The organism is Nocardia acidivorans NBRC 108247 (assembly GCF_001625085.1).
GTDB lineage: Bacteria > Actinomycetota > Actinomycetes > Mycobacteriales > Mycobacteriaceae > Nocardia > Nocardia acidivorans.
Map to the genome: position 1 here is coordinate 1 of NZ_BDAW01000103.1, position 15,641 is coordinate 15,641.

Consider the following 15,641-nt stretch of genomic DNA (forward strand, 5'->3'; position numbering starts at 1 on the left):
CGGCATGCCGCGCCGGATCGTGACCCTGCTCGAGGGCGAATCGCTGTTCAACGACGCGACCGCCCTGGTGACGCTGCGGACCGCGATCGCGGCCATGGCCGGTGCGATCACCATGTGGGAGGCGGGCCTGGATTTCCTGGGCGCGGCCGGGGGCGGCGCGCTGCTGGGCGGGGTCGCGGCGCTGGTGCTGTCGTTCCTGCGCCGGCGGGTCAACGATCCGGTGCTGGACACCAGCGTCTCGTTGCTCGCGCCGTGGATCGCGTATCTGCCCGCGGAGGCGCTGCATGCTTCCGGGGTGATCGCGGTGGTCACCTGCGGGCTGATCCTGGGTCATGGTGCGCCGCGCTGGCAGTCCGCGGCCTCGCGGATCGCCGAGCACACCAATTGGAGCACCATCCAGTTCATGCTGGAGAGCGCGGTCTTCCTGATCATCGGCCTCCAGGTGCGTCATATTGTCGAGGACGCCTGGCACAGCGATCTGCCGCACCGCACCCTGCTGCTGGCCTGCGTGGCGGTGCTGGCGACGGTGATCCTGGTCCGCCCGATCTGGGTGTTCCCGGCCACCTATCTGGCCTGGTCGATCGAGGGCAGTCGCCAGGGCAAACCGAGACCGGCCTGGACCGGACCCGCGGTGGTGGGGTGGGCGGGGATGCGCGGGGTGGTCACCCTGGCCGCGGCACTGCTGCTGCCCTCGGACACGCCGGAGCGCGCCACGCTGATTCTGCTCGCGGTCGTGGTGGTGGCCGGAACATTGCTGATGCAGGGACTCTCACTGCCGCCGCTGGTGCGCCTGCTGCGCCTGCACGGTCCCAGCCATGCCGAGGATCTGCTGCAGGAAGCCAATCTGCTGCAGCAGGCCACCGCCGCCGGACTCGAGGCCCTGGAGGCCAATATCGGTGAGGAGACCCCGCCCGATATCGTGGATCAGCTCCGCTATCAGGCGGTGACGCGCGCGCAATCGGCGTGGGAGTTGTTGGGCCGCTCGGAGTCCCAGCGCATCACCCCCGGCGGGGAGTACCGGCGACTACGCCTGGCCATGCTCGCCGCCGAACGCGAAACCGTACTGCGCGTGCGCGATGCGGGTCTGGTCGAGCACGAGATCCTGCAATCGGTGATGGCCACCCTGGACCTCGAGGAGTCCACCATCGACCGGATCGCCGAGGCCGATGACGACGGCCGCGAATTGCTCATGGCCCCGGCCGGTTCGGGCGGCTGTGAACATCTGCGCGGGGCCCCGCACACCAAGGTCCCCGATATGCCCGACGCCTGCGCCGAATGCCTGGACGAGGGGCTGGTGTGGGTGCATCTGCGCATGTGCCTGAGCTGCGGGCATGTGGCGTGCTGTGATTCCTCCCAGGGCAATCACGCCACCACGCATTTCCACAACACCGGGCATCCGGTGATGCGCAGCGTCGAGCCCGGGGAATCCTGGCGCTGGTGCTATGTGGACGAGCTGCTCGGATAGCGCCCGGTTCGCAAGAGATCACCGAAGTGGTTGCGCCGCAACACTTTGTCGAATCAGTAGTCGGATTCGCGCGTGTCGCGGTTCCCGCATGCCGACACTGGGGGTATGCGCCCTTGCGTGGCGCGCCCCCAATTCAGCCTTCTCAGGGAGATGGTCCCTATGACCCGATCTCGAAAACCAGTTCTCGCAGTGGGCGGAGTCGTCGCGGCGGCCGCGGCGCTGGTGCTGGCCGCACCGAACGCCTCGGCCTATGTCAGCGGTGTCACCGTCTCGTCGGGGTCCAGTATCAACCTCGGCAGCGGTAACTACGGCACCAACTGCGCGTACACCATCACCGTGAACGGCAGTCCGAACGAGTACGTGTGGCTGTACGACAGCAATGGCTCGACCCTGAGTCCGCAGCAGTTCAGCCTGGGCAGCGGCGGCACCGCGACCTCGAGCTGGACTCCGACCTCGACCGGAACCCATGTGATACAGGCCTGGTCGTACAACGGTTCGCAGTGGACCACGGTGCAGGTGGGCACCGGAATCAATCTGGGCTCGGCCTGCGTGGTCAGCTGAGCGGGCGCACCGATACCGTGCCCGCACCGCACCGATCTCGCCCTCGTCGCGGGACCGCCGCGCCCGACCGTGCGGGCACGGGTGCGCGCATCGACCGCACCCCGGGCATTACCCTGGACCCGGTGCACACAGGCCAGCCCCCCTCCGACGCAGAACCCCGCATCTGGGGTGGAACCACCCTGACCGAACGCCGTGAGGCCCGCCGCGCGGCACTGCTGGACGCCGCACTCGATCTGATCGGCGAATCCGGAGCGGGTGCGGTCACCATGCGCGCGGTCTGCCGCACCGCCAATCTCACCGACCGGTACTTCTACGAAAGCTTCACCAGCCGAGACGAATTGCTCGATGTACTGTACCGCCAGATCGCCGAGGAATTCCTGGAGCCGATGACCGCGTTCGCGGTCGCCGATGACCCCACCCGCGATCGTGCCCTGTCGGAAGTGCTGGTGGACAAGGTCCTCGAGGATCCCCGCAAATCCCGCCTGTTCCTGGTCGAGCCGTACTCCTCGACCGGCCTGGGCCAGACCACCATCTCGGTCATGCCCGCCTTCACCCGCCTGATCCAGGACCACCTGTTCGTCCACATCGACGATCCGGTGCGCCGCCGCCTGGCCGCGGTCACCATGGCCAGCGGCAACGCGGGCATGTTCTCGGCCTGGCTGAACGGCACCCTGCGCGCGAGCCGCGACCAGATCGTCGACCACCTGGTCGCGACAATCATGGCGTACCGCTCGATGTATCGCTGATTTCCCCAGGTCACCCTCGTGGTACTGCCGTATCACTGTATACATTTCTACCCGCACCCGCCCCGGTCAGGCGCACATGGGTCGACCCGAAGGAGGTCTTGGCGAGAGCCTGGTGGTGCATCCCGAGGTGGCCGCGGCGCGGGTCGCCGAACATCTGGTGGCGGGGTGAGACCGTCACATTCCCTGGGTTCGGGCACGGCATTCTGCTGCAAGATCCCGGACCTGGTGGCCGCGCGCACCCTCGAGTTCATCGACCAGCACGAGGACGCGTCCGCCGCGCACTAGCGCATCGGCCGCGGCACCGGGCCACCCCGCCGAACGGCGGTGCGCACCGTCCGAGCCGGTTTGCTGTCCCATTCAAGCCACCGCGACCCACGTCACAAACCCCTTGAACCAGCAGGTGATCGCGGGTCGCCGCGGCGCAGTCCGAGGTTGCCCGCGTTTGCTGAACACCCTGTCGGGTAGGCGATGTTGTCGTGCGCGGCGGAGAACGTTCCGGCGCGCGAGGGATATTCGCGATCAGGGAAGTGAGGCGGGCATGACGAGCCGCGACCCCAAATCCGGACAGCAGACCCGTTCGGTGGCCGCCGCGGCCATGGGCAATGCCACCGAGTGGTTCGACTACGGCGTCTACGCCGCGGCCGCCACGTACATCACCGCCGCGTTCTTCCCCGGACATCTGGGATCACTGGGCACCATGCTGGGTTTCGCGGTGTCGTTCCTGCTGCGCCCGCTGGGCGGCATGGTGTGGGGACCGCTGGGCGACCGGGTGGGACGAAAAGTGGTGCTGGCCACCACGATTCTGCTCATGGCCGCGGCGACCGGCGCCATCGGACTGCTGCCCAGCCATGCCACCGCGGGGGTGCTCGCGCCGATCCTGCTGATCACCCTGCGCGTGGTGCAGGGATTCTCCACCGGTGGTGAATACGGTGGCGCGGCAACCTATCTCGCCGAAACGTGCAGTGACCGCAAACGCGGATTCCTGGGCAGTTTCCTGGAATTCGGCACGCTCGGCGGTTTCGTCGGCGGTTCGGCGGTGGTGCTGGCGTGCCAGCTGGCGCTGGGTTCGGAGGCGATGTACGCGTGGGGCTGGCGGATCCCGTTCCTGCTCGCGGTGCCGCTGGGCTTGATCGGCTGGTATCTGCGCTCGCGCCTGGACGAGTCCTCGGTGTTCACCGAGGTGCAGACCCAGGAGCATCCGCCCACCGGTTTGCGGGTGCTGTTCACCGAGTACCGGCGTGAGCTGCTGACTCTGGCCGGGCTGGTGGTGGCGCTCAATATCGTGAACTACACCCTGCTCACCTATCAGCCCACCTACCTGCAGCGCACCCTCGGGGTGGGCGAATCCACCACGACCGCGATGATGCTGATCGGCCAGTTGATCATGATGCTGGCGCTGCCGTTCTTCGGTCGTCTCTCCGATCGCGTGGGCCGTCGCCCGATCTGGCTCTACTCCCTGATCGGCCTGGCGGTGCTGACCATCCCGATGTACTGGCTGATGGGCCGTGGAATCGGCTGGGCCGTCCTGGGTTTCGTCATCGTGGGCCTGCTGTACATTCCCCAGTTGGCCACGATCTCGGCGACGTTCCCGGCCATCTTCCCCACCCAGGTCCGCTACGCCGGTTTCGCCCTGGGTTACAACGTGTCGACCGCGCTCTTCGGCGGTACCGCGCCCCTGGTGAACGAGGCCGTCATCGAGGCCACCGGTTGGACTCTGTTCCCGGCGGTGTACATGGTCGGCGCGTGCGCCATCGGCCTGGTCGCCTGGACCTTCCTGCGCGAGACCGCGGGCGCGTCCCTGCGCGGCACCGGTGTCCCGGTCACCGACGAGATTCCCGCGGTGCCGCTGCTGGTGCCCGCCACGCGAGACCCGTTGGGCGCGTGACGTAGTCACCCTCGAACCGGGTGTGTCGGTCCGCGGCGCAGGATGGAGGTGCGCGGCACAGTGATCTCCCGATCCGCCCGATCGATACCTCGACGACCTCGGCCGGCGATTCGCTCCCGCAGGCTGCGGGTGCTCCACCTTCGGCAGCGACGGCCGTGGCGATCCGCATCCCGGCGACGACCGCGTCACCCGCTTCCCCGCCCACTAGCGACGATCAACCCGTCATGGTCGGTTGATCACCAGGAACTGATGGCTCGGCGAGCCGCGAAACTCGACCACCGGTTCCCGGTGATCGACTGTCCGGCAGTGACTTTCGGAGTCAGGCGACCAGGGCGAGAGGGCGGGTGACGGTCTCGGGGGTGGCGCGGGTGATGAGGCGGGTGAGGGCTTCGGTGACGCGGGTGGGGTGTTCGAGGATGACCGAGTGGCCGGCGCCCTCGATCAGGACCAGGTCGGCGTAGTCGACGGCGGTGGCCATGGCGATCGAATGCGAGGGCGGGGTCATCAGGTCGGCGGTCCCGCACAGGATGAGGGTGGGAATCCTGGACAGGGTGGCCAGGGCGTCGGTGCGATCGTAGTCGGCGAAGGCTTTCAGGTAGGCGGACATGGTCACGATGGGGGTGGGGTTGTGCATGGCGTCGGCCAGGGTGAGCATGCGCGGGCCGACCGGGCGCCGACCGGATCGGGCGGTGCGGACCACGGGGGCGAACGCCTTGCCCGCCAGCACTTTCGCGTGATGCATGAGGGTGGGGGCGGTGCGGACCGCGGCGTGGAACAGGGAGATGACGGGGTGGCACAGCAGGCGGCCGATACCGGCGTCGGCGAGGCCGTTGGCGGCGGTGGCGATCAGGCCCACCCCGGTGATGCGGGTGCCGATCTCGTGCGGGTGCTGGCTGATGTAGGTCAGGGCCGCCATTCCGCCCATGGAGTGCCCGACCAGCACGACCGGGCCGATCGGGGCGACGGCGTCGAGCACATCGCGCAGGTCGCGGCCGAGTTGATCGAGGTTGTAGGTGCGCCAGGACGCGGTGGCCGAATCGCCGTGGCCGCGATGGTCGTAGCAGACGACCCGCGCGGTGGGGTACCGGCGCAGCAGGTTGTCGCGGATGCGGGTCCAGAGTTCGGCGCGGCTGCAATGTCCATGCAGCAGAACCACTGTCAGCTCGCCATCGTGCGGACCGTATTCGCGCACCGCGAGGTCGACACCGTCAGCGGTGCGGACCGTGACATGACTGGGTGTCGAGGGGGCGAGAGTGCTGGCGATCGGCATGTGTTCAGTCTTGGCCGCGCACCGCGCCCGCAGCAGTGCCCCGAGTGCTGAGCCGCCCTCCCGAAGGTGGCGCGAATCCCCACCTAGGTGGGATCGCCGATGCGGTGGACGCCCTCGTCCCGAGCCCGGTGCGCAGTGTCGCGCCGGTCACAAGGGTTGCCCGAACCCGCGCCGGGGGTGTTTACTCGCTGACGCAAGGTGCCGTCGTTAGCTGAGGCTCCTCCGCGGATATAGGCCGGCGACCCCGAACGTCGAGAGACGCCCCGGGTCAGGACAGGTTTCCCCGAGATAAGGGGTGATCCCGACCGGCTCCCACACCCGCTGTGGGTTACGCCGTGGAGTGCTGAAGGTCTTACGAGGGGTGGCTACCGTTCCGGCGATCCGCGCCGGATTCCACCCTCCTTTCGGCATGTGTGCGCGATGGCGTGGAGGTGATTGTCGTGCCCGATGGATCGGACAGAGTTCCGTTAGCCAATCGTTCACCAGGCGACACTCCTGTTTTACGCTGCACGCTGGTTTCCGCGCGGTAGCGTCCGTTCACGAGTGCGCCGACCTCTAATTTCGGAGGGCGTCATGACCACGTGGGAAATGCTGCTTCGACTCGGCGCGGGCGTCGGGTTCGGCGCGGTGATCGGATTCGAACGCCAGTACCGGGCACGTATGGCCGGACTGCGCACCAACGCGCTGGTGGCCGCGGGCGCGACCCTGTTCGTGCTGTTGTCCGCGCACGGCTTCCACGGCGCCGATGCGGATCCGACTCGTGTTGCGGCACAAATCGTTTCGGGTATCGGCTTCCTGGGCGCGGGTGTCATCCTGCGCGACGGGTTCAATATTCGCGGGCTCAACACCGCGGCCACGCTCTGGTGCGCGGCGGCGGTCGGCTCACTGGCCGGTGCGGGCATGTACAGCACCGCGGCGGCGGGCACGGTGGCCGTGGTGGTGGTCAATACCGCCCTGCGCACCGCCGCGCGCGCGGTGGATCGCCCCAATGGCGGGACCGATGAGGCGCTGTACGCGTTCACCGCCCGCACCGATGACGCGCACGAGGCTGCTGTGCGTTCGCTGCTGGTGCAGTCGCTAGCCCGCACGGACTTTCGGCTGGTCTCGATCTCGAGCCACGATATCGAGCCCAATCGGGTCGAGGTGCGCGCGGAGTTGACCGGGGACCGCCGCGATGACCGGCAGATGGAGTCCGCGGTGAGCCGGTTGAGCCTGGAACCGTCGGTGACCAGCGTGGGCTGGCGCACCGTGCCGCCGGCGGAGGTGCAGACGTGAGCACCACCTACCCCACCCGCGGTGTACTGGATCGTCCACGCTCGCGCTGGGCCGATATCGCGGTCTTCGCGGGCGCGGCGATCCTGATCTGGATGGTGGTGCGCCTATCGGCGGGTATGAATGTGCCCTTCGATCACACCGACGCCCCGTCCTCGATCTCCACCGATCCGGCCGAGCTGCCGTACTACGCGGCGCGTTCGCTGCTGCGCATGTTCGTGGCGCTGGGCCTGTCGATCGTGTTCACCTTCGTCTACGCCACCGCCGCGGCCAGGTTGCCGCGCGCGGAGAAGATCATGCTCCCGGCGCTGGACATCCTGCAGTCGGTGCCGATCCTGGGTTTCCTGTCGGTGACGGTGACCGGGTTCATCGCCCTGTTCCCGGGTTCGTCACTGGGTTTGGAGGCGGCGTCGATCTTCGCGATCTTCACCTCCCAGGCCTGGAATATGGCGTTCGCGTTCCACCACAGCCTCATCTCCCAGCCGCGCGAACTCGATGAGGCCGCACGGAATCTGAGATTGTCACGCTGGCAACGGTTTTGGCGACTCGATGTGCCGAGCGGGATGTTCCCGCTGGTGTGGAACGCGATGATGAGTTTCGGTGGCGGCTGGTTCTTCCTGACCGCGGCCGAGGCGATCAGCGTGAACAATCGCGAGTACGCGCTGCCCGGGATCGGCTCCTATGTCGCCTCCGCGGCCGCCGAAAGCGATACGGGCAGAATCCTTCTGGCCGTGCTGACGATGATCGTGATGGTGCTGGGCCTGAATATCGTGTTCTGGCGTCCGATCACGGTGTGGGTGGAGCGTTTCCGCTACGAGGATTCCGAGTCCGCCGACGCCCCGCGCAGTCTGGTGCTGGATCTGTTGCGGCGCTCGCATATTCCGCTGCTGCTGGGCCGGGTGTTCGGTCCGCTGATCTACCCGATGGACCGGATCATGCGCGTGTTCGGCCTGGCCGAACATCCGCTGTACGTGCCCGAGACACGCCGGCGCGTCAACGATGCGCTGTTCACCGCGATCACCGCGATCGCACTGGCGGTGGGCTGCTACCGCATGCTGGGCTATATCGGCTCCACCGTCGGCTTCGCCGAACTCGCGCACGCGGCCTACCTCGGCGCGATCACCCTGGCGCGGGTGATCGTGGTGTTGCTCCTCGCGACGCTGATCTGGGTGCCGGTCGGGGTGTGGATCGGGTTGAACCCCAAGGTGTCCCGGATCGCGCAGCCGATCGTGCAGGTGCTGGCCAGCTTCCCGGCCAACTTCCTGTTCCCGCTGATCGGTGCGGTGCTGGTGGCCACGAACGCGAGCCTGCAGTGGGCGGGCATCGTGCTCATGGCCCTGGGCGCGCAGTGGTACATCCTGTTCAATGTGATCGCGGGCGCCGCGGCGGTGCCCAATGATCTGCGCGAGGCCGCGGCGAATCTGCGGCTGGGGCGAATCCTGTGGTGGCGCAAGCTGATCCTGCCCGCGGTGTTCCCCAGCTATGTCACCGGTGCGATCACCGCGGCGGGCGGGGCGTGGAACGCCTCCATCGTCGCCGAGATCGTCACCTTCGGCTCCACCACCCTGACCGCGACCGGGTTGGGCGCGTACATCACCGAGGCCACCACCGCCGGTGACAGCCCGCGCATCCTGGTCGGCGTGCTCGTCATGAGCGCCTATGTGGTCGGGCTGAATCGACTCTTCTGGCGCCGCCTGTACACCCTGGCGCAGCGCCGCTACTCGCTCTGACAAGGAGACCTCATGACCACCGTGACCACCGGTGAAGTCCTCATCGATATCGACGATGTCGGTATGTCGTTCACCGGCGCCGCCGGGGAGCGCCTCACCGTGCTCGAACACGTGAATCTGCAAGTGCGCGACGGGGAGATCGTGGCGCTGCTGGGCCGCTCGGGCTCGGGCAAATCGACCCTGTTGCGCGCGGTCGCCGGACTGCTGGCCCCCACCAGCGGGCAGGTGCGCTATCGCGGGCAACCCTTGCGCGGGGCCAATCCCGGTGCGGCGCTGGTATTCCAGTCCTTCGCGCTGATGCCGTGGCTGACCGTGCAGGATAATGTCGAATTGGGTTTGGCCGCACGGGGTATCGCTCCGGCGGCGCGGCGCGCACTGGCCCTGGACGCCATCGACCGGATCGGTTTGGACGGGTTCGAAACCGCCTATCCCAAGGAGCTTTCCGGCGGTATGCGCCAGCGCGTCGGGTTCGCCCGCGCCCTGGTGCTGGAACCGGATCTGCTGCTGATGGACGAACCGTTCTCGGCACTGGATGTGCTGACTGCGGAGAATCTGCGCACCGAACTGGTGAACCTGTGGGCCACCGCCGATTTCCCCACCCGCGCGATCTGCATCGTCACCCACAATATCGAGGAGGCGGTCCAACTCACGGACCGCGTGGTGGTGCTGGGAGCCAATCCCGGGCACATCATCGCCGAGGTGCGCATCGATCAGCCGCGGCCGCGTAACCGCCGCGCCCCCGGTTTCCTGGCGCACGTCGATCAGATCTACGGACTGCTCACCGGCCGTGACACCGAGATCGCCGCCGCCGCACCCGATACCGGCACTCCGTTCCTGACCCCGTTGCCCGATGCCTCGGTCGGCGGTATCGCCGGTCTGCTGGAATTGGTCTACGCCAAGGACGGTCGCGCCGATCTGCCGGTGATCGCCGATGAACTCACCTTCGAACTCGACGATCTGCTGCCCCTGGTCGACGCCGCGGCGCTGCTGGGTTTCCTGCTGGTCGACTCCGGTGATGTCATTCTCACCAATGTCGGCGCGAATTTCACCACCGCCGACATCCACACCAGCAAACACGTTTTCGCCACCCAGGCCCGCCGTCGCGCTCCGCTGGTCCGCACCATCTGCAGTGCCCTGGTCGGCAGCGCCGACGGCACCGCCCGCGCGGACTTCTTCGGGGACCTGCTGCGCCGCGGCTTCTCCCCCGAGGACGCCCGGCGCCAACTGGAATTGGCCATCGAGTGGGGCCGCTATGGCGAACTCTACGACTACGACACCGATTCCGGGCGCATCACCGCCGACCCCGCCGGGCTGGCCGCCACCTCCTGACCCGCACAGCACCGCGCCCCCGTCGAGGAATTCGGCGGGGGCGCGGTGCTGTGCGAAAAGCTCAGTGGGCGACCACGACCGGGGCGTCGACCAGTTCGGGATTCTTGGGTTTGGTGCGGGGCAGGAAGTAGGCCGGGATGAGCGTGAGAGCCAGCAGTACCAGGGCGACCACGAAGGTGTGGGCGAAGGCGGTGGCCGCTTCGTCGAAACCGGTGGGCAGCGAGCCCGGGGGCAACTTCTCGGCGATACTCGGATCCGAGCGTGAGGCGATGGCCGCGCCCGCCAGCGGGCGGTTGTTGAGCAGGTTGGTCAGGACCACCGAAATGGTTGCGGTGCCGATGGATCCGGCGGTCTGGTTGACGATGTTCATCAGCGTCGAGCCGCGCGCCACCTGGGCGTGGGTGAGGGTTTGGATGGCCGCGGTCATGGTCGGCATCATGGTGCAGCCCATACCCAGGCCCATCACGAACAGGGCCGCGCACAGCGCCCAGTACGGGGTGTCGGCGCTGACCTGGGTCAGGAAGGCCATGCCCAGCACCATGATCGAGATACCGGTGAGCACGATCTTGCCGGGCCCGATCTTGTCGACCAGGCGGCCCGCGACCGGCATGGTGAGCATGGCGCCCAAACCCTGCGGGGCGATGAGCAGACCGGCCATCAGGGTGGATTCCCCGCGCACCTGCTGCAGATAACTGGGCAGCAGCAGACCCGAACCGAAGAACGCCATGGCGAACAGGGTCATGGTGAGCACCGCCGAGCGCAGCGACCTGTTCCGGAACAGGCGCAGATCGATCAGCGGATGTTCGGTGTGCAGGGCGCGATAGACGAACGCCACCAGCAGCAGCGCGCCCAGGATCGCCGGGATCAGCACCTTGGCCGCGGCGACGGTGCCCTCACCGGGAATCGAGGAGACACCGAACAGGAACAGCGCCAAACCCGGTGAGGCCAGCAGCATTCCGATGAAATCGAAGGACTGCGAGGGTTCGGGGCGATCGGCCGGGAAGACGATGAACGCCAGCGTCAGCGCCACGATGCCGATGGGCAGGTTGATCAGGAAGATCCAGTGCCAGCTGAAGCTGTCGATCAGCCAGCCGCCCAGGATCGGGCCCATGATGGGGCCCAGCAACATCGGCACGCCCAGCACCGCCATGACCCGGCCGATGCGCTGCGGGCCCGCGGCATGGGTCATGATCGTCATGCCCAGCGGCATGAGCATGCCCCCGCCCAGGCCCTGGATGACGCGGAAGGCGATGAGCGACTCGATATTCCATGCCGTACTGCACAGGATCGAGCCCAGGACGAAGAAGATCAGCGCGGCCATGTAGAGGCGTTTGGTGCCGAAGCGGTCCGCGGCCCATCCGGTCAGCGGGATCACCGTGGCCAGGGCCAGGGTGTATCCGGTCATGGTCCACGCGGCGATGGCGTAGGTGGTGTCGAACGTGTGCTGGAAGGTGGGGATCGCCACGGTCACGACCGTCACGTCGAGAATCGACATGATCGCGCCGAGCACGACGACACCGGCGATCTTGAGAACGCCTGCGTCCAGTTTGTCGTCGGCCGAATTCGTGGCCGGTGCATCCGGAGGGGTGGTCACCGCTTAAGCCTGCCAGCTCGGGAGCCGGGGAACCAGCGATTTTTCACCTCGACACGCACGGGCATATTCTCGGCACCTTTCGCGATTGCGGAAGCGGTCGACCGACATTCGGGCACCGCTCAGCGGCTTTCACATGGTACCGAGCAGTAGCAATGTCGCAGTTATCAGTTTGGTCGCGATATTCGACCGCACGACCGCACCGGCCCCGCATTCGGCAACTACGCTGACAACTCACTGTGAATCCGAGGAGTTGTCCGCGATGTCCGACCGGTACTGGGACTGACCGGTACGCTGACCACGCCGATCCGGAATCCGCACATGCTCGGAGAGGTTCTGGTCGCCATCCGGGGAGGAACCGAGCTGTACATCGCGCGCGCGGACCAGCCCCGCGATATCGGTGCCCCGGTACTGATCGTCGCGCTGCATCCGGGCCGGCTCGTGGATGTGGTGCCGTGGATCCCGCTGCCGGGCGATCATCGTGGGAAAATCTGAGATATCAAGGGAGACAACAGTGCTGGGTTATCACGAGCCCGACCCGGACCAGGCCATGCTCGTCAGCGGCGGCGGATCAGCGCGAGACCGCGCTGTTGCGCGCGCAGTATCAGCGCGATATCGACAAGGCCAATGCCGAAGCGGCACAGGCGAGTCCACTCGCCCAGGCCACCGCGCTGCAGGAGGTGCTCACCGCCCAGGCCGAGCAGGCGCGCAAACAAGCCGAACTGCGCGAGCAGCAGCTCCAGACCGAGGTGGTCAAACCCGCGCTGGCCGAGGCCGAACGGGTGCGCATCCTGGCCGTGGCCGAGGCCGATCGCACCCGGATCCAGGCCGAGGCGGCGGCGTCGAACAATCGGATCGCACTGGATCAGCTGCTGATCGAACAGCTTCCGGAGATCGTGAAGCAGGCCGCCGCGGGGCTGTCCAATGCCAATCTCACGGTGCTCAATGGCCCCGAAGGGGTGAGCGAGATCGTCAATGGCATGGTGGGACAGGGATTGACAGTGTTCAATTCGTTGCAAAAGGCACTTTCTTCCAACAATGATCGTGCCGCGGACTAGAGTTACCGCGGAGGGACGCGGCGTACGAGGAGCGGGTGTTCAGGTGTCCATCGGGAAATTGGTGTCGTTCGACAGCTCGCGGGGTTTCGGTTTCATCCGTCCGGAAGACGGTGGGCCGGACGTGTTCGTCCATGTCAATGACATCGGGCTGGACGAGGATGAGCTACGACAGGGGCGGGTGTTCGAATTCGATGTGACCGAGGGGGATCGCGGGCCCAAGGCCATCAATCTGTCGCTGGTCGCGGGCGCGCCGCCGCCGGTGCGCGCGCACAAGGGCAAGGATCGTGCCGCGGGCGGGCAGATGAGCGCGGGTGAGCATCGGCGTTTGATCACCGAACTGCTGCTGGACGCGAGTCCGGCGCTCACCGCCGGGGAAATACTGACCATCAGGGACCGGCTGACCGCGTTCGCGGATCAGCACGGCTGGATCGAAAACTGAGCGCTACCACCACACCGACCGGTACCCCCGTACGATCTTGCTGGGACGCGGACCGGTGAATTTTCACCGGTCACGCCGTCTACCTGGGTGAACCAACCCGAGGAGGTCGTGTGGAGCTGCCCGTCACCCCACCGGTGAAACCGATGCTGGCCAAATCGGTCTCGACCCTGCCCCGCGAGGCAGGACTGCGCTATGAACCCAAATGGGACGGGTTCCGGTGCATTGTCTTTCGCGACGGGGACGAGATCGAACTCGGATCCCGCAATGATCGACCACTGACCCGGTACTTTCCCGAACTCGTCGAATTACTGCGCACGGCATTACCGGACAAGTGCGTGGTCGACGGGGAGATCGTCATCGTCACCGAGAACGGCCTGGACTTCGACACCCTGCAGCAGCGACTGCATCCGGCCGCTTCGCGGGTGAACAAGCTCGCGGTCGACACCCCGGCCAGCTTCGTCGGATTCGATCTGCTCGCCCTGGGTGAGAAAGATCTGACCGGGGAGCCGTTCAGCGAACGCCGCCGCCTGCTCGAGACGATCCTGCGCGGCGGCGGGGACGGCGCGCAGGATCGCCTCGAGCGCATTCACCTGACCCCCATCACCGATGACCCCGACGTGGCGCAGGACTGGTTCACCCGGTTCGAGGGCGCGGGCTTCGACGGGGTCATGGTCAAGGCCGCGGATCTGGCGTATCTGCAGGACAAACGGGTGATGTTCAAGGTCAAACACGAGCGCACCGCCGACTGTGTGATCGCCGGATTCCGCTGGCACAAGGACGGCGAAGGGGTCGGCTCACTGCTGCTGGGACTGTTCGACGACGACGGCAATCTGCATCATCTCGGGGTGGCCAGCAGTTTCACCGCCGCGCGGCGCAAGGAGCTCGTCGAGGAGTTGGCGCCGCTGCGGGTGAACGCGCTGGAGGATCATCCGTGGCGCGAGTGGGCCGACGCGGCCGCGCAGGCCCGCGCGGACGGCAAGATGCCGGGCGGGGTGAGCCGGTGGACCGGCGGCAAGGATCTGTCCTGGGAGCCGTTGCGCACCGAACTGGTCGCCGAGGTCCGCTATGAGCATGTGATGGCCGGGCGGCTGCGACACGGCGGGCGCCTGGTGCGTTTCCGCACCGACCGCACCCCCGAATCGTGTACCTACGCCCAGCTCGACGAGGTCGCCCCCGCCGAACTCTCGGCGATCTTCGATGAGGCGAAAGGTGTTGCGCGGTGAGCGCTTCGGTGGACATCGAGGTGGACGGGCACACCGTCACCCTCTCCAATCCGGACAAAATCTACTTCAACAAACGCGGTGAGACCAAACTCGATCTGGCCAACTATTACCTGTCGGTGGCCGAACCGATCATGAACACCATCGGCAACCGCCCGGTGCTGCTCGAACGCTATCCCGAGGGGGCTTCGGGCAAGTCGTGGTTCCAGAAGCGGGTACCCAAATCGGTGCCGGACTGGTTGCGGACCACGGTGGTCTGCACCCCCAACGGCACCACCAGCGACGCCCTGGTCGCCGCCGATATGGCGCATATCCTGTGGGCGGTCAACCTGGGCTGCTTGGGATTTCACGTCTGGCCCACCCACGCGGGCGCCGAACTCGAGGCCGCCACCCCGCAGGCGCACGACGCCAACGGCGATCTGCTGCCCCCGACCGGCATCACCGACGAACTGCGCATCGACCTGGACCCCTCCCCCGGCATCAGCTTCGAGGATCTGCGCGAAGCGGCAAGGCGCACAAGGGATTTGTGCACCGAACTGGGCATCGACGTGCGGGTGAAGACCTCAGGTTCGCGCGGTCTGCACCTGTACGCGCTACTGCAACCGCGGTGGGACGGCTACCAGGTGCGCGCCGCGGCGGTGGCGTTGGCGCGCGAGCTCGAACGCCGCCATCGCGACACCATCACCGCGGCCTGGTGGAAAGAGGAACGCGGCGCACGCGTTTTCGTCGATTTCAACCAGAACGCCCCGCACAAAACGGTTTTCGGCGCGTGGTGTGTGCGCCCGAAGGTCGGCGCGCAGGTCTCGACCCCCATCTCCTGGGATGCGCTGGACACGGTCACCAATGACGAGATGACCATCGCGACCGTCCCCGCACGGGTCGCCGAATTCGGCGACCCGTGGGCCGATCGCATCCCGCAATCGTTGACCCCGCTGCTGGAGATGTCGGACAAGGATCTGGCCGCGGGCCTGATGGACGCCCCCTGGCCGCCGCAGTATCCCAAGATGCCCAACGAACCCCCGCGCGTGCAGCCCAGCCGCAAGGCCACATCGGATCCGAAGGATTCCTGACCGCG

General features: G+C 67.1%; 14 protein-coding genes and 1 riboswitch. Of the genes, 12 read left to right on the top strand and 2 right to left on the bottom strand.

The features are described from left to right. The 4 genes from NA10_RS32940 to NA10_RS32955 form a co-directional block, all read left to right on the top strand. Positions 1-1,465: cation:proton antiporter domain-containing protein (locus NA10_RS32940; RefSeq protein WP_067574623.1), on the top strand; the 1,465-nt coding region annotated here is incomplete at its 5' end. Between the two features lie 159 nt (positions 1,466-1,624). Then, positions 1,625-2,026 carry a hypothetical protein gene (locus NA10_RS32945; RefSeq protein ID WP_157556913.1) on the top strand — a complete coding sequence of 134 codons (402 nt, stop codon included), beginning with the start codon at positions 1,625-1,627 and terminating at the stop codon, positions 2,024-2,026. Between the two features lie 122 nt (positions 2,027-2,148). Further along, on the top strand, positions 2,149-2,772 hold the full coding sequence (locus tag NA10_RS32950) for a TetR/AcrR family transcriptional regulator (protein ID WP_067574625.1): 624 nt from the start codon (positions 2,149-2,151) through the stop codon (positions 2,770-2,772). 538 nt (positions 2,773-3,310) lie between these two features. Next, positions 3,311-4,657, top strand: coding sequence for an MFS transporter (locus tag NA10_RS32955; RefSeq protein WP_084515627.1), 1,347 nt, complete (start codon positions 3,311-3,313; stop codon positions 4,655-4,657). 319 nt (positions 4,658-4,976) lie between these two features. Here NA10_RS32955 and NA10_RS32960 read toward each other — a convergent pair whose 3' ends face one another. Continuing rightward, the gene (locus NA10_RS32960) at positions 4,977-5,927 is read right to left on the bottom strand and encodes an alpha/beta fold hydrolase (protein WP_067574626.1); all 951 of its coding nucleotides are present in this window, start codon (positions 5,925-5,927) and stop codon (positions 4,977-4,979) included. Between the two features lie 196 nt (positions 5,928-6,123). Then, positions 6,124-6,297: riboswitch (M-box (ykoK) riboswitch) on the top strand. A 203-nt stretch (positions 6,298-6,500) separates the two neighbouring features. Between NA10_RS32960 and NA10_RS32965 the strand changes: the two genes are divergently transcribed. Genes NA10_RS32965 through NA10_RS32975 form a run of 3 tightly spaced genes read left to right on the top strand, consistent with a single transcriptional unit; the run spans position 6,501 to position 10,258 of the window. Then, a complete protein-coding gene (locus NA10_RS32965) occupies positions 6,501-7,202 on the top strand; it encodes an MgtC/SapB family protein (protein ID WP_067574627.1) in 702 nt (233 codons plus the stop codon). Further along, complete coding sequence (locus NA10_RS32970; RefSeq protein WP_067574628.1) at positions 7,199-8,929, top strand: ABC transporter permease; 1,731 nt, start codon at positions 7,199-7,201, stop codon at positions 8,927-8,929. Before NA10_RS32965 ends, NA10_RS32970 begins: the two co-directional genes overlap by 4 nt. Before the next feature lie 12 nt (positions 8,930-8,941). After that, the gene (locus tag NA10_RS32975; protein WP_067574629.1) at positions 8,942-10,258 is read left to right on the top strand and encodes an ABC transporter ATP-binding protein; all 1,317 of its coding nucleotides are present in this window, start codon (positions 8,942-8,944) and stop codon (positions 10,256-10,258) included. A 61-nt stretch (positions 10,259-10,319) separates the two neighbouring features. Here the strand turns inward: NA10_RS32975 and NA10_RS32980 are convergent, their stop codons facing one another. After that, the gene (locus NA10_RS32980; RefSeq protein WP_067574630.1) at positions 10,320-11,852 is read right to left on the bottom strand and encodes a DHA2 family efflux MFS transporter permease subunit; all 1,533 of its coding nucleotides are present in this window, start codon (positions 11,850-11,852) and stop codon (positions 10,320-10,322) included. A gap of 318 nt (positions 11,853-12,170) precedes the next feature. Here NA10_RS32980 and NA10_RS39765 point away from each other — a divergent pair, with 318 nt between their 5' ends. The 5 genes from NA10_RS39765 (at position 12,171) to NA10_RS33000 (ending at position 15,636) form a co-directional block, all read left to right on the top strand. Next, positions 12,171-12,344 (top strand): NfeD C-terminal domain-containing protein, encoded by a 174-nt coding sequence (locus NA10_RS39765; protein WP_507763263.1) that lies wholly within the window; start codon positions 12,171-12,173, stop codon positions 12,342-12,344. Positions 12,345-12,439: 95 nt separating this feature from the next. Next, positions 12,440-12,907 carry a flotillin domain-containing protein gene (locus NA10_RS32985; RefSeq protein WP_245678148.1) on the top strand — a complete coding sequence of 156 codons (468 nt, stop codon included), beginning with the start codon at positions 12,440-12,442 and terminating at the stop codon, positions 12,905-12,907. A gap of 43 nt (positions 12,908-12,950) precedes the next feature. After that, a complete protein-coding gene (locus NA10_RS32990) occupies positions 12,951-13,346 on the top strand; it encodes a cold-shock protein (RefSeq protein WP_373862472.1) in 396 nt (131 codons plus the stop codon). Positions 13,347-13,456: 110 nt separating this feature from the next. After that, on the top strand, positions 13,457-14,569 hold the full coding sequence (locus NA10_RS32995) for an ATP-dependent DNA ligase (protein ID WP_084515628.1): 1,113 nt from the start codon (positions 13,457-13,459) through the stop codon (positions 14,567-14,569). Further along, positions 14,566-15,636: a DNA polymerase domain-containing protein gene (locus NA10_RS33000; RefSeq protein ID WP_067574632.1), complete on the top strand. Its 1,071-nt coding sequence runs from the start codon at positions 14,566-14,568 to the stop codon at positions 15,634-15,636. The genes NA10_RS32995 and NA10_RS33000 overlap by 4 nt, the downstream gene beginning before the upstream one ends. The last annotated feature ends 5 nt before the right edge of the window (positions 15,637-15,641 follow it).